Genomic DNA, 23631 nt, shown 5'->3' with positions numbered 1-23631 from the left:
GTCATTTCAACGGAACCAATCAGGGATAAGCCGTCGATCCATCCGGCTTGCGGGTGATTTTCCGCTCCCAATGAATATAGTCTTCCGTCTGCAATGCCTTTTCATCGATTTCCAAACCCCAACCCGGACGGTCGGGCCGCAATTCCATATGGCCATCGACCGGCATATACGGATCGGCCGCCCATGGCGCGTGGACATGGGGCTTGAACTCAAGGACCTTGAAGTTCGGCTGTGCGGCGCAGAAGTGGATATTGACCGCGGTCGCGAGCGGCCCCATCGGGTTATGCGGCGCGACGGTTACATAGTGAGCCTCAGCGATTGTTGCGATCCTGCGCATTTCCGTCACGCCGCCAACAACGCATATGTCAGGCTGGATTATGTCAGCGCCACGGGCCGACAACAGGGAGAGGAATTCGAAGCGATTGTAGAGAGATTCTCCCGTCGCCAACGGGACGGAGACTTTCGACTTCAGCTCGGCCCATGCCGGAATGTGCTCCGGCCGGATCGGCTCCTCGTAGAAAAGCGGATCATTTGGGGCAATCGCCGCAGCGAGCTGCACCGCCTGATAGGGCTCGAAGATCTTCGCATGAGCGTCAAATGCGAATTCGAAATGCGATGGCGTAATTTCGCGTATCTTGGCGAACCAGTCACCGGTTTCCTTTACAAGCTCGCCCCAGCGACCGGCATGCAGGTCGCGGCGGAAGGGGCTGAGCTTGAAAGCCGTGTAGCCGTATTTTTCGTTCAGCTCGTGGGTCTGGTCCTGCGCCGTCTGCGGGTCCGGCGCGGTATAGACACCGCAATAGACGCGCACCCGATCCCGAACGTTGCCGCCAAGCAGCATGTAAACCGGCAGGCCGGCGGCCTTGCCGGCGATATCCCAGAGCGCGTGATCGATCGCCGAAATCGCTGCAAGCCCCAGCGCGCCCGGCGGAAAACGGCACTGCTGATTGAGTTTCAGCACAAGGAATTCCACTCGGCGGGGGTCCTCCCCTTCGATCTGATGGAAGAGGTAGTCGAAGAGCGGCGGCAGCGCCCAGTCGGGGCCGTGATTGTAGCACTCGCCCCAACCGGAAATGCCTTCGCTCGTCTCGATTTTCAGGAGCAGCCGCGGCCGGTCGTCGACGCGCTGCATGTAGGTCTTGAAGCCGGTGATATGCATGCGATTCTTCCTCAGGCGGCGCGGTTCTTGCCGCTTACATTGTCGACGATTGCGCGCAGTTCCGCGCGTTCCGCGTCCGTCAGACTTTCAACGCCGGGAAGGCGAACAGGGCCGACATCGGTTCCGAGCATGCCGAGCGCCTCCTTGACGACCGTGACATTGGCGCCGTTCAGATATTTGGTGCGCAGCGCTTCGAAACCGGCGATGTCATCGATAAGGGCACGGGCAGCCGCGTAGTCGCCGGCTTCCAGCGCCTGATGGATGGCATGCGAGCGCTCGGGGAAAACGTTGACGAGCCCCGAGGTAAAGCCGCGAGCACCCATGGCATAGAAGGCAGGCGCCCAGCCCTCGGCAAGCCCGCAGACCCAGATCGCCGGCGCATCCTTCGTCGAGCGGATGACCTCGGCAAGCAGCATCAGATTTCCGGATGCAAACTTGATGCCGGCGATATTGGGATGCAGGGCAAGCTTGCGGAAATCGGCGGCCGAGAACGTGTCGCTGCGGACATAAGCAATGACAGGGACAGTGGACGCTTCGGCAAGTTCGAGGAAATATTTCGCCTGGTAGCTCGGCCCGGCAAAGGGATCCATCGGATGGTGACCCATGATCGCGTCAGTGCCTTCGGCAATCGCGTGACGGGCGAGCGCCTTTGCTTCCGCCAGCGAACGCCCGACGGCGGCACTGATAAGAGCCTTGCCATCCGCTGCCTTGATCGTGGCGGCATGGACCGCTTTTACCTCGTCCATCGTCAGGGTGAAGAATTCGCCCGTATTGCCGGCCGCCATCAGATTGTGGACCCGGGCGCTGGCGAGGCGCGCGATCAATGCGGAAAGCTTGGCGAGATCGATGCTGCCATCAGCCTTGTAGGGGGTCACCGGAACGCCGGAAATGCCCGTCAGGGCCTTGCGAATCTTGTCCATTCCCACGGTCACGTCAAATGTCCTCTTTCTTCCTGAATACGATGTTGAGATAGGTTTCGCCGGAGCGGACGACGTGATCGCGCATTACCCGCTCGGCCTTGTCGCTGTCGTTCGAGACGATGGCGGCAGCGATGGCGGTATGCTCGGCGAGAGCCTTGTCGCGCTCCTTGTTGTCGGAATGAATGACGCGGCGAATGCTCGCGTCATAGAATTGCTGGCGCTCGATCATGCGCGAGAGATACTGGCAGCGCGAGGCGATGTGGATCTGCTCGTGAAAGGTCTCGTTCAGGGCAATGAGATCGTCTGCACCGCCATCGGCCGTGGCCGCCTTCATCAATGCGACCGTATCGCTGAGCTTCCTGGCTTCTTCGTTGGTGATCCGCTTGGCGGCGAGATGCGCGATCATCGATTCCAGAGCAGCGCGAGCCAGGATCATTTCCTCCGCCCATCCGGCGTTGAACCGGATCAGCACCCCACGGCGCGGCAGGGTTTCAACCAGTCCTTCGGTCTCGAGCTGCCGGAGCGCCTCCTTGATCGGAGTGGTGGAAACACCAAGCTGCTCGGCGAGCTGGCGCTCGTTGACGCGCTCGTCGGCGCGAAAGCGACCGGACAGGATCGCCGCCCGCAACGTCTTATGAACATGATCACGAAGGGTCGTCAGGAATCGCGGATCGATCTTTTCGATGCGGTCGTCGCCCGCCCGACCCTCCATCTTATTTTCCATAAGCCGAAAATTCTCCCGTTGACGACAAAATCGTTTTGTGAGATCTGATATACCAGATTTCAGATCGATGTCGATATCAAAATTCGCTCTGATGTGTTTGCAGAGATGCTTGGGAGGAAGAAAATGAAGATCCAAAGACGCGGGCTATTGATCTCGTCGGCGCTTGTTGCCGTGAGCCTGATGATGCCACTGGCTGCGGCCGCAGCCACGCCGAAGGACCAGCTTGTCATCGCGACGAACATGTCGTCGATGCGCGGCCTCGATCCAAACGAAATCAATCAGTTGGAAGCGGCTGAAATTGTCGCGAACCTTTATGAGCGGCTGATCGTGTTGCCGGCCGACGATATTACCAAGCCGGCTCCGGGCGTCGCCGAAAGCTGGAGCGTCTCGCCGGACGGCAAGACCTTCACATTCAAGATCCGCTCCGGCATCAAGTTCCATTCCGGCAATCCGCTGACGGCAAAGGACGTCGAGTGGTCGCTGCGGCGTCTCGTCAAGTTGGGGCTCGCGCCATCCGTCGACCTTCGCCAATGGGGCTTTACGGACAAGAATGTCGACGATCTGATCAAGGCGAGCGACGACACCACCGTAGTCCTCCAGACGCCCAGCCTCTGGAACCCCAACCTGATCCTCTATTCGCTGGCGAGCTTCTCGACCTCGATCCTAGACAGCAAGTTCCTGGCCGAGCATGAAAAGGACGGCGATATGGGGCGCGAATTCCTGCAGGCCAACGACGCCGGCTCGGGGCCTTATGCACTGCGCACCTGGCGCGTCAATGACCTGCTGATCGCCGATGCCAACAAGGATTACTGGCAGGGCGCCCCCAAGATGCGACGCGTCGTTCTCCGCCATATGCCGGAATCTTCTGGCCAGCGCCTGCAGCTTGAGGCGGGTGACGTCGATGTCGCGACCCGTCTGTCCTCCACGGATCTTGCGGCCGTCGAGTCCGGCGGCAAGGCCGACATCCAGAAGACGCCGGGTTTCGGTTTCTATTACCTCGCCCTGAACCAGAAGGACGAGATTCTTTCCAATCCCAAGGTCCGCGAAGCCTTCCGATACCTGATCGACTATGACGGCCTCGCCAACACCGTCATGAAATATTACGGCATCAAGCAGCAGACCATCATTCCGGCCGGCCTGCCGGGTGCAAGCGAGGTCAATCCCTACAAGCTCGACATCGAAAAGGCCAAGCAGCTACTCGCCGAAGCCGGCTATCCGAATGGTTTCTCGAAGGTCTATTACGCAACGCCGGTCACCCCGGAATATGAGGTTGCGCAGTCCCTGCAGGCCAATGCCGCCAAGGCCGGCATCAAACTCGATCTTCAGGGCGGCGATCATATCGGCAAGTTCCGCACGCGCGAATTCGAGATCTTTTCGGCGCGATCGGGTGAACGCCTGCCGGATCCTCACGCGGTTCTCCAGTCCTATGCAACCAATGCCAACAATTCCGACGACGCCAAGCTGACGGGCCTGAATGCCTGGCGCACCGCCTGGGATGTGCCGAAGGACATTCAGGATATGGTGACTGCGGCCGCCCACGAGACGGATCAGCAGAAGCGGGTCGATCTCTATGCGAAGATCAACAAGGCCTATCTCGAATCGTCTCCGCCGCTGATCACCTCCTTCCTGCGCACCGACGCGAAGGCGGTTCGCAAGGAAGTCAAAGGCTATATCGGCCATTCGACATGGCTGACGCGCTGGGACACGGTTTCCAAGGGCGAGTGACCTCCTCCAAGGGAGAATGACGTGAGCATCTCACAAACATCCGAGGCCGCATCGGGCGGCGGAGCAGCCGTGCTCGACGCAGTGCGAAAGGTGGCGACATCCTTCAGCGTTATCCTGACGACGCTGCTCGGCCTGCTGATCATCACCTTCGTCGTCGGCCGCATGGTCCCGGCTGATCCGGTCATTGCCGTGATCGGGGACCAGGCCGACCAGGCGACCTATGAGCGGGTCTACGAGGAGATGGGGCTGGACCAGCCGCTCTATGTCCAGTTCGCGACCTATCTCGGCAATGTCGCTCACCTGAACTTCGGCCAGTCACATGTGACCAAGAACCCCGTGGCAAGTGATCTTGCCCGGGTTTTCCCGGCGACACTGGAGCTTGCGACGCTCGCAACGATCATCGGCGCCGGCCTCGGCATTCCGCTCGGCATCATCTCCGCTGTTCGCAAGGGAACATGGGTCGATCATCTCGCGCGTGTCGTCGGGCTGATCGGGCATTCAACGCCGATTTTCTGGCTCGGCACCATCGTCATCCTGGTCTTTTACGCCAAGTTCGGGCTCATCCCCGGCAGCGGCCGACTGGACGTCTATAATGAAGGGCTGGTCGAAGGACCGACCAACTCCATTCTCGTCGATGCGATCATTGCCGGCGAATGGGAGGTTTTCCGCGATGCCTTGCTGCATGTCACAGCCCCTGCCCTGATCCTCGGTTATGCGGCCATGGCCTATCTCAGCCGCATGAGCCGCAGCTTCATGCTGGAACAGCTTCGGCAGGAATATGTGCTGACGGCGAAAGCCAAGGGCCTCGGCCAGCGCGCCATCGTCTGGCGACACGCCTTCCGCAATATCCGGGTGCAGCTTCTGACCATCGTGGCACTCGCCTATTGCGGCCTGCTTGACGGCACGGTTCTCATCGAGACGGTCTTTGCCTGGCCCGGCCTCGGGCAATATCTGACCTCGGCTCTCTTCTTCGCGGACATGAACGCGATCCTCGGCAGCGTGCTCCTGATCGGCATCATTTCGATCGTCATCAACCTGCTGTCCGATATCGCCTACCGCTTCCTCGATCCGCGTACCCGGTGACATCATGGCGACACGCTATTTCAACGATCTCCACAATTGGCTGATCAACGAGGAATTTTCCTCGACCCGGCAGGCACGCTTCCACAAGGCCTATGTCCTGTGGCTGAGCCTGCTTGCAAATCCGCTGGCTTTTGCGGGTTTTTTGGTTGTGCTTGCGCTGGTGCTGGTCGCCGCCTTCGCGCCGATGCTCGCCAACTCCGACCCCATTGCCCAGGATCTGACGATGGCGCTTAAGCCGCCATCTGCCGCGAACTGGTTCGGAACCGATGAGTTCGGCCGCGACGTCTATTCGCGTCTCGTCTATGGCGCACGCACAACGCTCTATATCAGCATTCTGGTGACGGTCATCGTGGCGCCGATCGGCTTTGTGATCGGTGCCGCTGCCGGCTATCTCGGCGGCTGGGTCGATGTCGTGTTGATGCGCATCACCGATATCTTCCTGTCCTTCCCGAGCCTCGTTCTCGCACTCGCCTTTTCTGCGGCGCTCGGACCTGGGATTGAGAATGCCGTCATCGCCATTGCGCTGACCGTCTGGCCGCCGATTGCTCGCCTGGCGCGCGCCGAAACATTGACGTTCCGAGCCGCCGACTTCGTCGTCGCCGCCGAGCTACAGGGCGCCGGCATGAGCCGTATCCTGCTGCATCACATCGTGCCGCTCTGTGCTCCCTCGATCATCATTCGACTGACGCTCAACATGTCGAGCGTCATCCTGACGGCGGCCGGCCTCGGTTTCCTCGGTCTCGGCGCCCAGCCGCCGATGCCCGAATGGGGTGCAATGGCAGCGTCGGGCCGGCAATATCTGCTCGACGCCTGGTGGCTGACGACTGTTCCGGGCATCGCAATCCTCGTGGTCAGCCTTGCCTTCAATCTGCTGGGCGACGGCCTGCGCGACATCATGGATCCCCGAAATGCCTGATCAATCCCAGCCGATCCTTTCGGTCAAAAACATGTCAGTCCAGTTCCCGACCCTGTCGGGCGTCGTCACGGCCGTGAAGAACGTCTCGTTCACCGTCGGGCGCGAAAAAGTCGGCATCATCGGCGAATCCGGCTCCGGAAAGAGCACGACCGGACGCGCCATTATGCGGCTGCAGCCGGCGACCGCCAAAGTGGTTGCCGACGAAATGCGCTTCGAGGATGTCGATCTCGTTCGCGCAAGCGAGGCCGATATGCGCTCGATCCGAGGGCGGCGCATTTCGATGATCCTGCAGGACCCTAAATATTCGCTCAACCCGGTCATGACGGTCGGCGAGCAGATCGCCGAAACCGTCATCCTGCATGAACGCGTCAGCCGCCGCGAGGCGCGCAAACGCACACTCGCCATGCTGGAACGAGTCAACATTCGCGATCCAGAGCGCGTCTTCAACCTTTATCCGCATGAAGTCTCGGGCGGCATGGGACAGCGCATCATGATCTCGATGATGCTGATTTCCTCCCCATCGCTGATCATCGCCGACGAGCCGACCTCGGCTCTCGACGTAACCGTGCGCCAGCAGGTCCTGTCGATCCTCGACGACCTGATCACCGAGCGCAACATCGGGCTGATCTTCATTTCGCACGATCTCAACCTGGTGAAGAGCTTCTGCGATCGAGTGATCATCATGTATGCCGGGCGTATCGTCGAAGAGCTTGAAGCCGCAAAGCTCGAAGAGGCAACCCATCCCTACACACGGGGCCTCTTGCAGGCGTTGCCGAGCCTCGACCACCCTCGAGACCGCCTTGAGGTCCTAAGGCGAGACCCGAGCTGGGCGGAGGCATGAGCATGATGATGTCAGTCAAAAATCTTGCCGTTTCCTTCGGCAGCGGCCACTCCGCCAAACAGGTGGTCAAGGATGTTTCCTTCGACGTTGCTCCGGGCGAGACGTTCGGCCTCGTCGGGGAAAGCGGATGCGGCAAATCCACTGTTCTCGGCGCGTTGGCCGGCAGGATCAAAGCATGGGATGGCTCGATTGCGATCGACGGAGAGGCAATCACCGCCAATCGCTCAAAATCGCAGCTCGCCAAGCAGCAGATGGTCTTCCAGGACCCATTCGGCTCGCTTCACCCGCGTCACACGATCGGCCGCACGCTCCTCGAACCCCTTGAAATCCATGGCGTCGACCGGCGCAGGGAGCGCGTAGAACAGGTGTTGCGTGACGTCGGCCTGCCCCCATCCTTCTATCATCGTTTTCCGCATCAGCTCTCGGGCGGTCAGCGCCAGCGTGTCGCAATCGCACGTGCCCTGATACTGAAGCCGCGTGTGCTTCTCCTCGACGAGCCGACATCCGCACTCGACGTGTCCATCCAGGCCGAGATCCTCAATCTGCTGAAGGACCTGCGCGAAAGGGAAAAACTGACCTACATTCTCGTCAGCCACGATATGGCTGTGATTGCTCATCTGTGCAATCGCGTCGCCGTCATGCAGGGCGGGATGTTCGTGGAGATCGCTTCAAGAGAGGCTTTGCTCAGCGGAAATGTCGAACATTCCTATACACGCACGCTTCTCGACGGCAGCAGGGGCTACCAACCCACGCGCCGCGCCGGCTAGAGCCGGAATTCGCGTCACATGAGGGCGTGGCCAAGGGCAGCCGCAGGAGCTTCGGCTGCACCATGAGCAGTTAGAGACCGCAAGCCGTCCGCGATTGCCGATCACTCATCGACGACGGAAACCCAGTGCCCCTTGCGCGGCTTTCACAACGGCGTCCGTGGTGATGTCGAACTTCTTGTAGACGTCGTCGATCTTGCCCGACGCCCCGAAGCTGTGCATGCCGACGAACCGGCCGTCGAGCCCGAGATATCGGTCCCAGCTATCCTGGACGGCAGCTTCCACCGCGACACGCGCAGTTCCGTCTCCGAGAACCTCACGCTTATAATCCGGTGCCTGCGCCTCAAACAGCAGACGGCACGGCATGGAGACAACCGCGGTTGGAACGCCTTCCGCCTGGAGCTTCGCCCTTGCCTCAACGGCGAGGTGTAATTCCGATCCGGTCGACATGATCGTCAACTCGCGAGCGCCACCCTCAGCCTCAAGCAGAACGTATCCGCCCCTTGCCGACAGGTTGCGAGAGCCCGGCTGCTTTCTCAGAAGCGGCATGGGCTGGCGGGACAGTGCGATCAAGGCTGCCTGCCGCGGAGCATCAAGGATTGCCTGCCAGCATTCGGCCGTCTCGATCGGATCACCCGGGCGGAACACGGCAAGACCCGGAATGGCGCGCAGGGCTGTCAGATGTTCGACAGGCTGGTGGGTTGGGCCGTCCTCGCCGAGACCGATCGAATCATGCGTCATCACGAAGATTGAACGCACCGCCATCATCGCCGCCAGCCGAATGGACGGCCGGGCGTAATCGGAAAAGGTCAGGAAGGTGCCGCCATAAGGGATCAACCCGCCATGAAGGGCAATGCCGTTGATGGCAGCCGCCATCCCATGTTCACGCACGCCGTAATGGACATAGGATCCATTATACTGACCGGGCGCAATCTCGATCATGGATTTGGCCTTCGTGTTGTTCGACGGTGTCAGGTCCGCCGATCCTCCGATGAGCTCGGGGATGGTCTCAGCAAGGTGGTTGAGAACAATCCCGCTCGCCTGCCTTGTTGCCAGGTCCTTTTCAGCAGACAGAAGCTCCTGCTTTGCCGCCTCTATTGCTCTGGTCCAGTCCGAGGGCAGTTCGCCTTTCATGCGGCGTTCAAATTCCCCCCGGATATCCGCCTTCGCCGTCTGGACCCGAACCGCCCAGGCCATCCGGGTGTTGCGTCCCTTGGCGCCGATCTTTCTCCAGTCATCCAAAAGGTCGGACGGGATCTCGAAGGGTGGTGCGTTCCAGTCGAGAAGTTTGCGGGCGCCAGCGATCTCCTCTTCACCCGGAGCATCACTGTGGGCTTTCTGCGTGCCGGCGCGGGTCGGAAAGCCGAAGCCGATGATGGTTTTGCAGGCAATCAGCGACGGGCGATCGGTGATCCGTTGGGCTTCGACGATCGCGTTTCGGATTGCGTCAGTATCGTGTCCATCGATCTCCTGCACATGCCAGTTCGATGCGCGGAACCGCGCCGGCTGATCGTCGGATTCCGCCAGACTTGTGGCTCCGTCGATCGATATCGAATTGTTGTCCCAGAACGCGATCAGCTTGCCGAGCTTCAAGTGGCCCGCAAGCGATATGGCCTCCTGGCTGATGCCTTCCATCAGGCATCCGTCGCCGAGGAAGACATAGGTGTGGTGGTTTGAAAGATCGTCACCAAACCTGGCGTTCATGATGCGCTCGGCAAGTGCGAAACCAACCGAATTGGCAATGCCTTGTCCGAGCGGACCCGTGGTCGTCTCGATGCCCGTGGCATGGCGATATTCGGGATGACCGGCCGTCTTACTGTCGACCTGACGAAAGTTTTCGATCTGGTCGATCGTCATATCCCGGTAGCCGGTCAGATAGAGCAGGCTGTAGAGCAGCATCGAGCCGTGCCCGTTGGAGATCAGGAAACGGTCCCGATCGAACCAGTAGGGGTCTTCGGCATCGAATTTCAGGAAGTCGGAAAAGAGCACGACAGCAATGTCGGCCATGCCCATCGGCATGCCAGGGTGTCCGCTCTTGGCCTTCTCGACGGCGTCCATCGAGAGGAAGCGAATGCAATTGGCCATGTCGCGCAGGTGCTGATCGCGGGGCGCAGGTACGGACTTCACGGATTCCGTCATGATCGTTTCCTCGGGAGCTGGTGAAAGACCAGCCGGAAGATAGGGCCCGGCGCGAGCCGGGCCACTGCGACATGTTGAAACTTTTCCCGGGAGCGATCGACAATGGATTCGGAACGCGTAGCGACAACTTTCCAGATACTGACGCGATTAGCTTCGCTGCAGCCTCCAGGTCCGAATTTCAAACGGCATGATGTCGGCAGGCCCTGCACGCTCGATCGGCTCTTCGAGGATGTTCAGAGGTCCCGAAGCCTGCCAGCCCGAGGGCAAGGCGAGCGAAAGCCGGCCGCGCCGGCCCGCCGGTTCGTAAAGCCGCAGGATAAGGCCTTCTCCCTCCTCCGCCGGCTTCAGTCCCGAAAAGGCGACTGGTATGCCTTCGACGCCGAGAGGCGACAGCGTGCCTGCCGAGAGGCCACTGGCCTCGATGGTGACGAGCGGCTGATTGAGATCGATCGCTTCCTGGAGGACATGGCCTTCATGCCAGGCGCCCTCATGCGGCATCAGCGCGTAGGTGAAGTTCTGCTCGCCTTCATCGGCGAGTGGATCGGGATAGATCGGCGAGCGCACGAGGCTCATGCCGATGACATTGCCGCGCGCACTGTGCCCGTATTTGGCATTGTTGAGCAGAGCGACGCCGAAACCTGGTTCGCTGAGATCGACAAAACGATGTGCGGCAGCTTCAAACATTGCCTGCTCCCAGGACGTGTTCGTATGCGTTTGCCGCTCGACGATACCGAAGGCGCATTCGAAGGTGGCTGTGCGTGAACGCACGGCGACCGGGTTCAGCGTTCTGAGCAGAGTACGCCGGTCATGCCAGTCGATCGTCGTCTCGATATCAAGCCTGCGGGCATTGGCCGTCAGCACGTAAAGCTGGGTGACCGTCGAGTTTCGGTATCGGTAAACGACGCGGATCGCGGCACGATGTGGCCCCTGTTCGGCAAGTGTGATGCTCTCGGGCCTGTCGAGGCGGACAGCCTTTTCGGCATAGTCGGCATCGACGTCCCAGGCGTCCCAGTTGCGAGGTTTGTCGGCCGGATAGACCCAGAGCTGATTTGCAGCTCCTTCGATCGCCTCCCTGGCCGTTGCCTTGTGAACGAGGCTTGAAACGGCGCCATCCTTGCCGATGACAACAGACAGGTGCTCGTTTTCGAGGCTCTGCGTATCGGCTTTCAGCAAGCCGGCGGGCTTGAGGGTCTTGCGATCAAAGACCGCAACGGAAAGAGGCGCGACGATTTCGGCAGATGACAGGACCGTCCCATCGGAAAGCTTGGTGGTCAGCGGCCGCGGCGCAAGCGACGGGTTGACGGCAATCAACGCATCCGTCACCCCACCTGCCGGAAGATGAGCTGATAGCGTCTTCAGAGACTTGGCCTTCTCCGACTCGGCATTGTCGATGACGCCGTCGAGCTCCCGCTCGGCGTCGATATAGACTTCGCGGATGCTTGAGCCCGGCAGGATGTCGTGGAATTCGTTCTTCAGGACGACGCGCCAATCCGCTTCCAGGCTTTGTGGTTTGCCGGCACCCAAGAGATGCGCGAGCGAAGCGATCGTCTCGGCCGTAATCAGCGACCGCTCGGCCTGCCGGTGCTTGCGCTTGACGCCGCTTTGCGACGTCAGCGTCGCGCGGTGCAGTTCGAGGTAGATTTCCCCGTCCCAGACGGGAAGCTCTTTTTGCGCCGCAGTGCGGTGGGCCTCTTCGTAAAAGCCCTTCACCGTGCCCCACCGGGCGCTCGGGATTGCCGGGAAGTCGCGCAGTTGCACTTCGCGTTCGACCATTTCGGGTGTCACGCCACCGCCGCCATCACCGTAGCCGACAGCGAGCAGCGATGTGTCATGCTGCGTCTTGCCGCGGAAATTCTTCCAGGTCGGCACGAAGCAATCCGGCTGCACGAAACCGTTGTAGCCATGCATGGGGTTGTCGAAAGTATGGGTCAGAACCTTGCTTCCATCGAGCCCCTTCCACCAGAACAAGTCGGATGGGATGTGATTGGTCTCGCTCCAGTTCACCTTGATCGTGAAGAAACTGTCGATCCCCCCAAGCTGGAGGACCTGCGGCAAGGCCCCGGAAAAGCCGAAGCAGTCCGGCAGCCAGCAGACCGTGTGGCGCAGGCCGAAGTGTTTCTCGAAATAGCGCTGTCCGTACAGTACCTGCCGCGCAAGGCTCTCACCCGTTGGCATGTTGGTGTCGGGTTCGACCCACATGCCGCCGACAGTTTCCCACTTGCCCTCGGCGACCTTCTTCTTGATCCGTTCGAGAAGGTCGGGATCATCCTCTTCCATCTGCGCATAATAATGGGCAGTCGATTGATTGAACCGGAAGTCGTCCGACCGTTCCATCAGCGAGAGCGCGGTGTTGAAGGTGCGACGCATCTTCCGACGCGTCTCGTCGTAGGGCCAAAGCCATGCGAGGTCGATATGGGCATGGCCGGTCAGCAGCAGTTCACCGTTCGGCGGAAAACGCTTCTGAAGCTCTTTCAATCGCGCGATCAGCTGATCATAGGCGGCACCGGCCGAAGCGCTCTGCGCTTCATTAAGGCCGGCCGGGTTTGCCTCAAGCTCCGGCAGTTCCCAGATCTTCTGCTGCATCACCGCACCGGCTGTGCGTGAAATATAGGCTGACGTGTCCGAAGGCCAGTCGAGGCTGCGCAGCGACTGTTCGGCCGCCTCGATCAGGTGCGGCACGACCTCATGGCTTTCGAGCACGTCGGCAGCCTCGCCGATCTGCCGCAACAGGAGGTGCAACCTGTGGACCGGTTCGTCCAGCCAGATCAGCCGCGCCTTGTTGAGCTTCGGTGCCCGGTTCGGCTCGCCGAAGGGAAAGCGGGCAACGCTGTCAGTGGTAATCGAGAATTCCCTGGCTTTGATCGGAAACTCCTGATGATAGGGGTCGAGCCCGAATGTCTCTGCCTGGCCGCCGGAATAGTGCAGCGTGATCAGGCTCTCGCCGCCGAGATCGAGCTGCAGGCGAACCTTTTCGATTGGCCAGTCGCGCGGCACTGTGGCCGATACCGCGAAATGCACCGTCCCCTTGCGGTGCGGCCAGTCCTGATCATGGGCGATCGGCTCGCCGTCGAAGGTCCAGCCGTCGATCACGATGCTTTGCCTGTCGCGCCAGTGAGCGAGCTCGGCTGTGCGAACCTTCAGGCGATCGAGGCGTTGGGCAATGGTGAGAGACATGGCGGGTCCTATTGGAAAATAAGCAAGTGACGGGTGGGGAGAAAACCTGGTCGCGCAAATAGGCCGCAGCCACCGCGTCCCGTCTCCTCCAACCGAGGCGCGTGGCATCCCTTAGATTAAGTAACTTTGTTTTGCAGTCAAGCGGACAAGAAATAGGTTGCGAGAGTTTTACCTGTGATACACAAGCATCCAGGTGCTTAGGGAAGACGGTTATGCGGTATCTTCGATCCGGGCCGCGGCGACGTCAGACAGAGGAAACGGCCGTAACGCGGGGTAAAACAATCGGTCTGCGATCGGGAGAAATCGCCGACAGAAATATCCGCGTCATTCTGGAGGCTATCCGCCGGCACGGTCCATTGACCCGCATGGAACTCGGCCAGCATTCCGGGCTTACCGGGCCGGGCATCACCAATATTCTACGCCGCCTCAGCGAGGGAGGGTTGGTGACGTCGCACCGCCGCAACGGCGCCGGCAACAGCGCGACCGCCACCGAATTTGCCCTGCGCCCTGACGGCGCGTTTTCGATCGGTGTCAGGGTTCGCCAGAACCGGGGCGAAACCGTCCTTATCGACCTCAGCGGCCAGGTCCACGATCGGGAATACTTTTCCCTCAACGCGGCAGCGCGCGTCCCGTCAATTCTCTCAGCCACCCAGAAGATGATCGGCCGGCATGCCGGCATGCCGATCATCGGCCTGGGGATCGGGTCTAACGACTGGACCGCGCAGGAAAGCGAAGAGCTCGACGCAGCATCCACGCTTCCTGTCAGTCACGTGGAGAACGAGTGCACCGCAAGCCTGCTTGCCGAGCGCACCATCGGCGCGCCTGCCCCCGAAGGCGGACTGGCGATGATCATCATCGACGAAGATGTCCAGGCCGGCTTCCTCGTTCGCGGCATTCCTTATTCGGGCGTCCACGGACGCGCAGGCAGCATCGGTGAGATGCTCACCGGCCCCGATAATGTCCGGCTGAACACGGTGGTCGGTTTCGGCGCGCTGCGCGCACTGGTCAGCGACGACGAGTTCAAGCGCCTCATTTCGGGCGAAGAGCCGTCCTCCCCTCAGTTGACACAGTGGATCCGCGATGCGGCAAGCCACCTGCTCGACCCGATCATCGCCATGGCCGGCTTTATCGCGCCTGGTGTGATCATGATCGGCGGCGACCTGCCGCGAAGCGTCGTCGAAGCACTGATCCACCAGCTCTCCGTCGAGCGCCGCGACACATCCAAGCGGCCCTTCCTGACACCGTGGATTTCGCCGATGAAGCCGGCAAGCTTCAGCGGCGGCGGCGTGGCGCTGGGGGCGGCACTGCTGCCCTTCCTCAACACCCTGCTGCCACCGGCTTCCGCCTGACGTCCTAGTATCAAATCAGGCAAGCGCCTCGTCCGTGTGGCTGACATCCGAGGCAAGCGCCTTGTCGAGCACTTTCTGGATATTCGCCGCCCTGCGGAACGAGGGTTCCTGCGTCCTGCCTGCCCTGACGGCCTGCACGAAGCGCTGATAGTTCGTTTCCACCGGATCGAAGGGGATGTCGCGCCATGTTGCGGTGTGAACATCTTCGCCGAGGCAGGCGCGAAGCGTCGACTTTCCGGTGTCGTAGATCATCTCGATCGAACCGGTCTCGCCATAGACCCTGAGACGCAGCTGATCCATCTGGCCGGCCGCGGTTCGCGTCGCCTGGATGGTGCCGATCGCACCCGTCGTGAAGTCGACATTCATCGTGAAGCTGTCATTCGCATCGAGATCATATTCGCCGATCTTGTCTCCCGGCGCCTTGTTGAAGGTTTTCAGCCGCGCGAAGACGTGGGCGACATCGAGCCCCGAACCATAGGACGCAAAATCGACGATATGGATGCCGATATCGCCGAGCGCGCCGTTCGAGCCGTGCTTCTTGCTGAGGCGCCACAGCCATTTGCTCTCGCTCTTCCAGTCGCCCCAATGACGCCCCACAAGCCAGCTCTGCAGATGCGATGCCTCGACATGCCTGATCTCGCCGATCTCGCCGGCAAGCACCATTTGCCGTCCCTTCTGCAGGGCGGGCGAATTGCGATAGGTGAAGTTGACCATGCCGACCCTGCCAGCTTTTTCGATGGCATCCGTCATTTCCATCGCCTTGATGGCATCGGTCGCGAGCGGCTTTTCGCAGAAGACATGTTTGGCCGCCGCAATCGCCTGTAGCGTCGTCGGATGGTGGATGCGGTCGGGCGTAACATTGGCAACGGCATCGAACTCGCCCCAGGCAAGGGCTTCCTCGAGTGTGCTGAAGTGATTGGGGATGCTATGTTCAGAACAAAATGCCGCCAGCCGCTCGGGTACGACGTCGACCCCGCCCACGACGCTCACGCCTTCGATCGCCTTGAAATTTGCGGCATGTTGATTGGCCATTCCGCCAGTGCCGAGAATGAGTAAGCGCATCTGATCCTCCATAGATGTCAGGTTCGGCCACCTTCACGTAGCCGAGGCAAAACCTCACCGTGCCATCGCGGATGCCCGAAATGGCTCGATTTTTTGTGATCGGGAAATGCGGCTGCGGTCCGCTAACTTGTGTTGAATGTCGCCGGCATCTCAATCCTCCCAAGCTGCGGCTTGACATCAAATCAAAGTAACTTAATCTAATTAATGCAGCATGGAAATGAGGAGAGGTCAACTGACCACCAGGCTGTATCCGTTTAAAATGGGGAGGAGACCCATCATGAAGAGAGCGTTCATCAGCGCGTTAGCGCTGAGCACAATGTTATTTTCAGTGCCTGCCGCATTTGCCCAGGAGCTTGCGACAAAGGACAGGATCGGCGCTGCCGATGCGCCAAAAACCCTTGTCGTCCGGCTCACGAACGACAGCCCGAACAATTCCGACCCCAACATCGCAGAGGGTTACCAGAAGCTCTTTGTCGACTTCATCAAGAAGCACCCGGACTGGAAATTGCAGATGCAGTTCATGTCCTCCGACATCGGCACGGAACAGGCCAAGATGCTGGAGCAGGCCAAGGCCGGCAATGCGCCGGATTGCGCCGCCGTCGACTCCTTCGTGCTCTCGCAGTTCATGGTCAATAAGGTGCTGGCGGATTTTACGCCCTATTTCACCAGGGAAGAAGTCGACGATCTCTTCCCCTTCATCCGCAGCGGCATCACCGACAAGGATCAGACGATCCGCGCCTGGTGGTGGGATACGGACCTTCGCGTCCTCTACCGCAACAAGTCTGTTGTAGCCGATGCGCCGCAGACCTGGGACGACCTGAAGAAGGCCGCACTTGCCTCCACCAAGGAAGGCATGGAAGGCGTCCTCTTCAACGGCGGGCGCTGGGAAGGCACCACCTTCGACTGGCTGGCGAACTACTGGGCGCTCGGCGGCAAGCTCGTCGACGACTCGGGCAAGCCGGTCTTCGGCGAAGGCGAGAACAAGGAGAAATTCCTGAAGGCGCTTAACTACTTCAAGGATCTCGTCGATTCCGGCGCGGCCCCCAAGCGCGTTACCACTATCGCCAATTACGACGACATGAATGCCGCGGCAGCTGCGGCGACGACGGCGCTCTTCATCGGCGGCAACTGGCAATATGCGCAGCTGAAGGCGACGCTCGACGAAGAGGAATTCAAGAACTGGACCTTCTCGCCGATCCCCGGCCCTTCGGCCAATGAGCGCTCGACCGGCACCGGCGGCTGGACGATCGCGTCCTTCAGCAAGGACAAGGAGAAGATCGAGATGTGCGCCAATCTGGCTCGCGACGTCTATATGGGTCCGGCAAACGCGCTGCAGCAGCAGCTGCCGACGCGCAAGTCGCTCTTCGACAAGTATGAGGTCTTCTCGACGGAAGCCAACAAGACCTTCGCCAATGCGCTCGTCGACGGCCAGGCGCGTCCCGGCGTGCCGATCTATCCGGAGATCTCTAACCAGATCCAGATCATGATGGGCGACGTGCTCTCGGGAACGAAGAAACCGGAAGAAGCCCTTGATGCCGCATTCAGCGCGGCGATGGAGGCCTACAAGCGGCTCTGATCCCGGGCATTTTTTGACGCTTCAGATAACGACGGCGCCTGCCTTTTAGGCGCCGTCGACAGTGCCAAACCCGGACAGAGAAGCCAATGAGCCCTATTGCCATCGAGGCTGACAGCCCGCCTCAAAGCAGAACGTTCATGCGCCGGTTCGCTGGTGCGCCCCTGCCCTGGATCATGCCCGTGATCGTCGTCATCGGCATATTCTACCTGTATCCCGTCATCGACGTTTTCCGGCTTTCCTTCACCAATGCGACGCTGATCGGCGAAAACCAGGACTATACGCTGGGTTCGATCGCCAATGCGCTCAGCTCGCCGCAATTGCCTGACATTCTCTGGGCGACGCTGATCTTCGTCGGCGGCAGCGTCATCGGCCAGCAGATTCTCGGTCTTGCAGTCGCTGTCACTGTCATCCGCGGCGAAAAGCGCGGCCTGTTCGGCACCACGATCCTGAGGACGACGGCGCTGGTCGCCTGGGTCGTGCCAGGCATCGCCGGCGGCATCATCTGGCAGATGCTGTTTTCCGAAGCGCCTTATGGCGCGCTGAACAGCATTTTGAGGCTGATGCACATGCCGACAGTTGCCTGGCTTTCCGATCCGGCGATGGCGCCCTGGTCGACGCTGATCTCGAACATCTGGCGCGGCACGGCCTTTTCGATGGTCGTGATGTATGCGGCGCTGAAATCGATCGATCCCTCGCTCTACGAAGCCGCCGAGGTTGACGGTGCCACGGCTTCGCAGCAGTTCTTTTTCGTGACACTTCCGCAGCTGCGCGCCGCAATTCTCGTCAACATGATCCTGATCACCATCCAGACGGTTAACACCTTCGACGCGATCATCACGCTGACAGGCGGCGGACCGGGACGCGCGACCGAGGTGATTTCGCTCTACGTCTTCAACATCGTCTTCCGAAACTACGATCTCTCCGGCGGCAGCGTGCTTTCGGTGCTGATGCTGATCATCAGCCTCGGCCTGGCCTTCGTCTATGCGTCGTTCCTGCCGAAGGAGGAAGAGCAATGAGCGGACGCACCGGAACACGGCTCGGCGATGCCATAAGCTATCTCTTCATGCTGGTGATGTTCGTCTTCTTTGCCGGCCCCCTCACCTATCTCCTGTCGATGGCGCTGCGTGACAAGCGTGAGGTCTATCGCGGCGCGGCGCGTTATATTCCCGACAATCCCACCATCCAGAATTTCATCACCGTTCTCAACAACAGCTATTTTCCAATCTATCTCTGGAACGGCCTGAAGCTTGCGGCCTTGAGCGGCTTCGGCGTGCTGATCGTTGCCTTGCCTGCCGCTTACGCTTTCTCGCGCTTCCAGTTCCGCGGTAAGGGCCTCTCGATGATGGGGCTCCTGCTTTTCCAGATGATCTCGCCGCTCGTCATCATGGTGCCGCTCTATCGCTACATGAACCGTCTCGGCCTCCTCGACACGCATTTTGCCGTCGTCATGGTCTATATCGCGCTCGGTGTTCCCCTTGCGACCTGGCTGTTGAAAGGCACCGTCGACGGCATTCCGCGCAGCCTGGACGAAGCCGCGATGATCGACGGATGCAACCGCTTCTCGGTCTTCTGGCGCATCATCCTGCCCCTGTCGGCACCGGGCATTGCCTCGGTCTTCATCATCACTGTGATCGCCGGCTGGTCGCAATTCCTGGTGCCTTTCCTGCTGCTCACCAAAAATGACCTGATGCCGATCGGCGTCGGAATCTTTAACTTCCGTGGCATGCAGACCGACTCGTCCATCCAGCTGCTAGCCGCCGCCTGCCTGATTTCCGTCGTTCCGGCGATCGTGGCATTCCTGTCGCTTCAACGGCTGATCCTTGGCGCCATGACCAGCGGCGCGGTGAAAGGGTAAGGTCGGTTTGCGTGTCCGTGGCAGATAGAGGATCTCAATCCATGAACCAGATGAACGGCGCCAGACTGTCCCCCGATCTGACGGGGGCCAATGTCGAGGATGCGGGCGAGCACAACAGAGCCGTCGTGCTGCGTTGCGTTCATCGGCAGGCGCCGATTTCGCGCGCCGAGATTGCCCGGCAGACAGGTTTCACGAAGCCGGCGATCGCCCGGATCGTCGATCGTCTGCTCGACGAGGGCCTGATCATCGAAGCTCGCCGGCGGCATGGGCTGAGGGGCCAGCCGGCAATCGAGCTCGAGATCAACCCCGATGCGTTCTTTGCAATCGGCATCAACATCGATCGCGATCACCTGACGATTGTCGCTGTGGATGCCGTCGGCAACGTGCGTGCCCGGGTCCACCACGAAAAACGCTATGTGCGTCCGGCCGAGTTCATGCAGCTGACGGCCGATGCGATATCGCATTTCCAGCGAAGCCGCCTGATCGACGACGCGCACCTGGCCGGCATCGGGCTCGCCATGCCCGACTGGCTCGGAGAGATCCCTTTCCTCGGCATGCCCGACGATTATTCGGAATGGATGGAATTCGACGTACGCGCAGCAATCGAAAACCTGACCCAGCATCCGGTCTTCATCGAAAATGAGACCAATGCCGCAGCACTTGCCGAGCTTGACTACGGCCTCGGGGCGGAAAGCCGCAGTTTCTTTTATATCGCCATCAATGCCTGTCTCGGCGGAGGGCTCGTTCTCGACGGCAACGGCCATCGCGGCGCCATGGCGCTGAGCGGCGAAATCGGATGGCTGCCGATTGCCGACGACCGGGACAAGACCGCGCCGAAAGTCGATCTTCTCGGCGAGATGGTGACGATGTTTTTTCTCTACAAGTTTCTTGGCGAACATGGCGTCCATGCAAGCGTGCCTCAGGACCTTCTCACACTCGATGCACGTGGCAAGGCTCTGGTGTCGAAGTGGCTGAAGGAAATGAGCGCTCACCTTGCCGTTGCGGTCAAGCATATCGGCATGATCGTCGATCCCGATGCCATCATCATCGGCGGCCGATTGCCGATCCGCATGATCGACGAGTTGCTCCGCTACGTTCACGAACATCTGACGGCCGGAGACACCACTCTGCCTTCGCTGCATCGTGCCTCGATCGGCGAGGACGCTTCGGCGCTCGGTGCTGCGGCGATGCCGATGGCGGCGGCGCTGATGCTGGCATCCGCGGACGCCGTTCAACGCACCCGTTCGCCCCTCAAATTCATGGATCGCCTGAACAACTGAAACAGCCGGCAAGGCCGCTGGGAGGATATTGATGAGGATTGGTTTTTATACGTCGACATTCAACGATCGGCCGCTAGAAGAAGTGGTAAATTTCGCTGCTTCGGCCGGTTTCGACGCAATCGAAATCGATGTCGGCGGCCATATCAAGACGCCGGACAAGGTGCAGGCTGCGGTGGCACTTGCCCGCGACCAAAACCTCTTCGTCTCCTCGGTCACCTATTTCGGCAATCAGCTCGATGCCGACAGCGGCAAACGCGGCGAACTTCGCGCCCGCACGGAGGAATTTGCCGAAGCGATCGGCGAAGCGGGCGTGCCAATCTTCGTGATCTTTCCCGGACGTAACGACAATGCCGACGACGAAGCCAATTACGATGATTTTGCCGATTTCGCCAACCGGCTGATTGGCAAGACGACGTCGAGCGGTCTCGTCTTCGCGATCGAAAACTGGCCGGGGCCCAAGGATAATTTCGTCGGAACCACGCCGAAGGGGTGGCAGGAACTCTTCAGGCGCATACCCGACCGGCGCTTCGGTCTCGAATTCGATCCTTCGCACCTCATCCGCATCGGCGTCGATCCCTATGCCGCAATGGACGCGGTCAAGGACCGCATCGCCATTCTGCACGCCAAGGACACCGCAATCGATGCGGCCACACAACAAGCGGTCGGCTATCACGGCAAGGGCTGGTGGCAATACAAGCTGCCGGGCCACGGCCTTCTCGACTGGCCGCGCTTCCTGCGTCAGGCACGGACCAACGGCTTTGACGGCACCCTTTCGATCGAGCACGAGGACGCCGCCTATGGATGGCCGGGCAAGGATCTCGAGGCGCGAAAAGAAGGTGAACGCCTTGGGCTCGCCTACCTCAGAAACGTCTTGAACAAGCTTTGAGCGCGACCGGGGAGGACGAAAATGGCTCATGTTAGAGTGAACAATGCGCGCAAGGACTATGGCGCGTTCAAAGCCATCAAAGGCGTATCGGTCGATATCCGCGATGGCGAGTTCGTCGTCCTCGTCGGCCCCTCCGGCTGCGGCAAATCCACCCTTCTCAGAATGATCGCCGGTCTGGAGGATATAAGCTCGGGCGAGATCCAGATCGGCAAGCATATCGTCAACGAGCTGGCACCGAAGGATCGCGACATCGCCATGGTGTTCCAGAACTATGCGCTTTACCCGCATATGACGGTCGCCAAGAATATGGGCTTCTCGCTGCGGCTGAAGCGTATGCCGAAGACTGAGATCGATCGGCGCGTTGGCAATGCCGCGAAGATCTTGGGCCTGGAGGCGCTCCTGGAGCGCTATCCGAAGCAGTTGTCAGGCGGCCAGCGGCAGCGTGTTGCCATGGGCCGCGCGATCGTCCGGGATCCCGCCGTCTTTCTGTTCGACGAGCCTCTGTCGAACCTTGATGCCAAGCTCCGCGTCCAGATGCGATCCGAGATCAAGGAACTGCATCAGCGGCTGAAGACCACGACGATCTATGTCACGCACGACCAGATCGAGGCGATGACCATGGCAGACAAGATCGTAGTGATGAAGGACGGCCTGATCGAACAGTCGGGCTCGCCGCTCGAACTCTACGACCGCCCGAACAATCTCTTCGTTGCCGGTTTCATCGGCTCTCCCGCCATGAATTTCGTCAAGGGAAGCATGACGAATGAAGGTTTCCGAACTGAAGACGGGCTTATCCTGCCGAGCGAGCGGCGCCCGTCCGGCGCCGTCACCTACGGCATTCGTCCTGAGCATATCACACTCGACCCCGACGGCATCGAAGTGACAACCGCCGTTGTCGAGCCGACGGGGTCCGAGACATTGGTGGTTGCCCGTCTCGGCACGCAGACGATCAGCTGCGTCTTCCGGGAGCGGATCAGAGCAGCCCCCGGCGACGTGCTGCGGATTGCTCCGCTCCATGATGCCGTCCACCTGTTCGACGAGGGCGAGCAGCGCATCACGGCTGGCGAACCGGTGCTGAACTGATGACGTGTGACAGGGCATCGGTACACGCCGCTATCTTATGCGCCTTCACGAAGTCATCAGGGATCAATGAGGGTGGCAAGCCGGGCTTCGATCAGCCCTGCTTGCCGGGCCAATTCGGTCCCGAAAACCTCGACCAGCTGCGACTGCGGCCGATGGATCGGGCGCACGATGTTGACGGAAAAAGGGATCGAGAACGATAGCCGGCGAAGATGTAGGCCGTGGCCGGCATAATCCAGGGCCGTCAGGGGATTGACGATGGCCAGACCAATTCCCTCCCGCACCATCGAACAGACGGATGCCGCGCTATGGGTCTCGATGATCATGCGCCGCCTGATGCCGGCGTTTCGAAAAATCTGATCGATCTGCCGCCGGTAGCAATCCATCGCCGACAGGCTGACAAAGGATTGCCCCTCGAAATCACCTGGTGAGAGAACGGTCTTTTCAAGAAGCGGGTGAGCGTCCGGCAGCACACAAATCTCGTCGAGCGTCAGGAGTGGGGTTACCTCCGTACCCTGCGGGACATGATCGACCTCCGTCAGTCCGAAGTCATAGCGTTGCGCCGACAACCATTCCTCCAGCAGAGGCGACTCCTGCGGAACGATACTGATGCCCACGTTCGGGAACCGCTCGATGAAATACCGGCAAGTCTGCGGCAGGAGCGATTGAGAAAAGACCGGCAGGCATATGATGGAGAGCTGCCCTTGCTCGAACTGGCGCAGCGACGCCGCCGTCCTGATGATCCGGTCCAGCCCGAAATAGGCGCGCTGCACTTCCTCGAACAACTGCAGAGCGTGCGCAGTCGGGCGGAGGCGGCCGCGCACACGCTCAAAAAGCTTCATCTGGATGAGATGCTCGAACCGTGCCAGCTCCCGGCTGATCGTCGGCTGGGAGGTGCTGAGCATAGCGGCCGCATTCGTGACGCTGCCTGTCGTCATCACCGCCCTGAAGACCTCGATATGCCGTAGGGTAACAGCCATGCCCACCTCATATCACAATTGAATATAGTTTGGAAAAATTGATATTTTTCATATGCCCGGTTTCGTGGTCAACCCGTACGTGAAATCCCCATTGCCCAACTTGAAACGATCTTTCGGT

At 60.3% G+C, this 23631-nt stretch carries 19 protein-coding genes; 12 read left to right on the top strand and 7 right to left on the bottom strand.

Going from position 1 to position 23631, the window contains the following annotated elements; all coding sequences use genetic code 11:
• Positions 1-19: 19 nt before the first annotated feature.
• Genes J2X71_RS36595 through J2X71_RS36585 form a run of 3 tightly spaced genes read right to left on the bottom strand, consistent with a single transcriptional unit; the run spans position 20 to position 2803 of the window.
• Positions 20-1159 (bottom strand): mandelate racemase/muconate lactonizing enzyme family protein, encoded by a 1140-nt coding sequence (locus J2X71_RS36595; RefSeq protein WP_310390309.1) that lies wholly within the window; start codon positions 1157-1159, stop codon positions 20-22.
• Between the two features lie 11 nt (positions 1160-1170).
• Entirely contained in the window at positions 1171-2079 is a 909-nt protein-coding gene (locus J2X71_RS36590) for a dihydrodipicolinate synthase family protein (protein WP_113323839.1), read from the bottom strand.
• A gap of 13 nt (positions 2080-2092) precedes the next feature.
• Positions 2093-2803 (bottom strand): GntR family transcriptional regulator, encoded by a 711-nt coding sequence (locus tag J2X71_RS36585; RefSeq protein ID WP_310390307.1) that lies wholly within the window; start codon positions 2801-2803, stop codon positions 2093-2095.
• A 123-nt stretch (positions 2804-2926) separates the two neighbouring features.
• Between J2X71_RS36585 and J2X71_RS36580 the strand changes: the two genes are divergently transcribed.
• Genes J2X71_RS36580 through J2X71_RS36560 form a run of 5 tightly spaced genes read left to right on the top strand, consistent with a single transcriptional unit; the run spans position 2927 to position 8135 of the window.
• Entirely contained in the window at positions 2927-4528 is a 1602-nt protein-coding gene (locus J2X71_RS36580; protein WP_310390305.1) for an ABC transporter substrate-binding protein, read from the top strand.
• Positions 4529-4549: 21 nt separating this feature from the next.
• Entirely contained in the window at positions 4550-5611 is a 1062-nt protein-coding gene (locus J2X71_RS36575; protein ID WP_310390303.1) for an ABC transporter permease, read from the top strand.
• Between the two features lie 4 nt (positions 5612-5615).
• Entirely contained in the window at positions 5616-6527 is a 912-nt protein-coding gene (locus J2X71_RS36570; protein ID WP_310390301.1) for an ABC transporter permease, read from the top strand.
• Positions 6520-7368, top strand: a complete 849-nt coding sequence (locus tag J2X71_RS36565; RefSeq protein WP_310390299.1) for an ABC transporter ATP-binding protein — start codon at positions 6520-6522, stop codon at positions 7366-7368. Before J2X71_RS36570 ends, J2X71_RS36565 begins: the two co-directional genes overlap by 8 nt.
• A 5-nt stretch (positions 7369-7373) precedes the next feature.
• The gene (locus J2X71_RS36560; protein ID WP_310390327.1) at positions 7374-8135 is read left to right on the top strand and encodes an ABC transporter ATP-binding protein; all 762 of its coding nucleotides are present in this window, start codon (positions 7374-7376) and stop codon (positions 8133-8135) included.
• Between the two features lie 105 nt (positions 8136-8240).
• Here J2X71_RS36560 and tkt read toward each other — a convergent pair whose 3' ends face one another.
• A complete protein-coding gene (gene tkt / locus J2X71_RS36555) occupies positions 8241-10271 on the bottom strand; it encodes a transketolase (RefSeq protein WP_310390297.1) in 2031 nt (676 codons plus the stop codon).
• A 147-nt stretch (positions 10272-10418) separates the two neighbouring features.
• Positions 10419-13445, bottom strand: a complete 3027-nt coding sequence (locus J2X71_RS36550) for a glycoside hydrolase family 38 C-terminal domain-containing protein (RefSeq protein ID WP_310390295.1) — start codon at positions 13443-13445, stop codon at positions 10419-10421.
• A 212-nt stretch (positions 13446-13657) separates the two neighbouring features.
• Between J2X71_RS36550 and J2X71_RS36545 the strand changes: the two genes are divergently transcribed.
• Positions 13658-14794, top strand: coding sequence for an ROK family transcriptional regulator (locus J2X71_RS36545; protein WP_310390293.1), 1137 nt, complete (start codon positions 13658-13660; stop codon positions 14792-14794).
• A 15-nt stretch (positions 14795-14809) separates the two neighbouring features.
• Here J2X71_RS36545 and J2X71_RS36540 read toward each other — a convergent pair whose 3' ends face one another.
• Positions 14810-15856: a Gfo/Idh/MocA family oxidoreductase gene (locus J2X71_RS36540; RefSeq protein WP_310390291.1), complete on the bottom strand. Its 1047-nt coding sequence runs from the start codon at positions 15854-15856 to the stop codon at positions 14810-14812.
• A gap of 277 nt (positions 15857-16133) precedes the next feature.
• Here J2X71_RS36540 and J2X71_RS36535 point away from each other — a divergent pair, with 277 nt between their 5' ends.
• From J2X71_RS36535 to J2X71_RS36510, 6 genes are all read left to right on the top strand, one after another.
• Entirely contained in the window at positions 16134-17432 is a 1299-nt protein-coding gene (locus J2X71_RS36535; RefSeq protein ID WP_310390289.1) for an ABC transporter substrate-binding protein, read from the top strand.
• A gap of 86 nt (positions 17433-17518) precedes the next feature.
• The gene (locus J2X71_RS36530; RefSeq protein WP_025669448.1) at positions 17519-18448 is read left to right on the top strand and encodes a carbohydrate ABC transporter permease; all 930 of its coding nucleotides are present in this window, start codon (positions 17519-17521) and stop codon (positions 18446-18448) included.
• Complete coding sequence (locus J2X71_RS36525) at positions 18445-19287, top strand: carbohydrate ABC transporter permease (RefSeq protein WP_310390286.1); 843 nt, start codon at positions 18445-18447, stop codon at positions 19285-19287. The genes J2X71_RS36530 and J2X71_RS36525 overlap by 4 nt, the downstream gene beginning before the upstream one ends.
• Positions 19288-19328: 41 nt before the next feature.
• Positions 19329-20567: an ROK family transcriptional regulator gene (locus tag J2X71_RS36520; RefSeq protein ID WP_310390284.1), complete on the top strand. Its 1239-nt coding sequence runs from the start codon at positions 19329-19331 to the stop codon at positions 20565-20567.
• A gap of 31 nt (positions 20568-20598) precedes the next feature.
• Positions 20599-21453: a sugar phosphate isomerase/epimerase gene (locus tag J2X71_RS36515; RefSeq protein WP_310390282.1), complete on the top strand. Its 855-nt coding sequence runs from the start codon at positions 20599-20601 to the stop codon at positions 21451-21453.
• A 21-nt stretch (positions 21454-21474) separates the two neighbouring features.
• Positions 21475-22536 carry a sn-glycerol-3-phosphate ABC transporter ATP-binding protein UgpC gene (locus J2X71_RS36510; RefSeq protein ID WP_310390280.1) on the top strand — a complete coding sequence of 354 codons (1062 nt, stop codon included), beginning with the start codon at positions 21475-21477 and terminating at the stop codon, positions 22534-22536.
• Positions 22537-22592: 56 nt separating this feature from the next.
• Here J2X71_RS36510 and J2X71_RS36505 read toward each other — a convergent pair whose 3' ends face one another.
• On the bottom strand, positions 22593-23513 hold the full coding sequence (locus J2X71_RS36505) for a LysR family transcriptional regulator (RefSeq protein WP_310390278.1): 921 nt from the start codon (positions 23511-23513) through the stop codon (positions 22593-22595).
• Positions 23514-23631: the final 118 nt, after the last annotated feature.

It is taken from the genome of Rhizobium sp. 1399 (assembly GCF_031455475.1).
In the GTDB taxonomy this organism is placed as follows: Bacteria; Pseudomonadota; Alphaproteobacteria; order Rhizobiales; family Rhizobiaceae; genus Rhizobium.
The sequence above is the reverse complement of the archived record's forward strand: the minus strand, read 5'-3'. Positions and strand labels throughout refer to the sequence as shown.

Coding starts and splice junctions, on each gene's coding strand:
- J2X71_RS36565 (WP_310390299.1), top strand. CDS start 6,520: ATGCCTGATCAATCCCAGCCGATCCTTTCGGTCAAAAACATGTCAGTC.
- J2X71_RS36585 (WP_310390307.1), bottom strand. CDS start 2,803: ATGGAAAATAAGATGGAGGGTCGGGCGGGCGACGACCGCATCGAAAAG.
- J2X71_RS36505 (WP_310390278.1), bottom strand. CDS start 23,513: ATGGCTGTTACCCTACGGCATATCGAGGTCTTCAGGGCGGTGATGACG.
- J2X71_RS36590 (WP_113323839.1), bottom strand. CDS start 2,079: ATGGACAAGATTCGCAAGGCCCTGACGGGCATTTCCGGCGTTCCGGTG.
- J2X71_RS36580 (WP_310390305.1), top strand. CDS start 2,927: ATGAAGATCCAAAGACGCGGGCTATTGATCTCGTCGGCGCTTGTTGCC.
- J2X71_RS36510 (WP_310390280.1), top strand. CDS start 21,475: ATGGCTCATGTTAGAGTGAACAATGCGCGCAAGGACTATGGCGCGTTC.
- J2X71_RS36515 (WP_310390282.1), top strand. CDS start 20,599: ATGAGGATTGGTTTTTATACGTCGACATTCAACGATCGGCCGCTAGAA.
- J2X71_RS36535 (WP_310390289.1), top strand. CDS start 16,134: ATGAAGAGAGCGTTCATCAGCGCGTTAGCGCTGAGCACAATGTTATTT.
- J2X71_RS36545 (WP_310390293.1), top strand. CDS start 13,658: ATGCGGTATCTTCGATCCGGGCCGCGGCGACGTCAGACAGAGGAAACG.
- tkt (WP_310390297.1), bottom strand. CDS start 10,271: ATGACGGAATCCGTGAAGTCCGTACCTGCGCCCCGCGATCAGCACCTG.
- J2X71_RS36530 (WP_025669448.1), top strand. CDS start 17,519: ATGAGCCCTATTGCCATCGAGGCTGACAGCCCGCCTCAAAGCAGAACG.
- J2X71_RS36540 (WP_310390291.1), bottom strand. CDS start 15,856: ATGCGCTTACTCATTCTCGGCACTGGCGGAATGGCCAATCAACATGCC.
- J2X71_RS36525 (WP_310390286.1), top strand. CDS start 18,445: ATGAGCGGACGCACCGGAACACGGCTCGGCGATGCCATAAGCTATCTC.
- J2X71_RS36520 (WP_310390284.1), top strand. CDS start 19,329: ATGAACCAGATGAACGGCGCCAGACTGTCCCCCGATCTGACGGGGGCC.
- J2X71_RS36560 (WP_310390327.1), top strand. CDS start 7,374: ATGATGTCAGTCAAAAATCTTGCCGTTTCCTTCGGCAGCGGCCACTCC.
- J2X71_RS36570 (WP_310390301.1), top strand. CDS start 5,616: ATGGCGACACGCTATTTCAACGATCTCCACAATTGGCTGATCAACGAG.
- J2X71_RS36550 (WP_310390295.1), bottom strand. CDS start 13,445: ATGTCTCTCACCATTGCCCAACGCCTCGATCGCCTGAAGGTTCGCACA.
- J2X71_RS36595 (WP_310390309.1), bottom strand. CDS start 1,159: ATGCATATCACCGGCTTCAAGACCTACATGCAGCGCGTCGACGACCGG.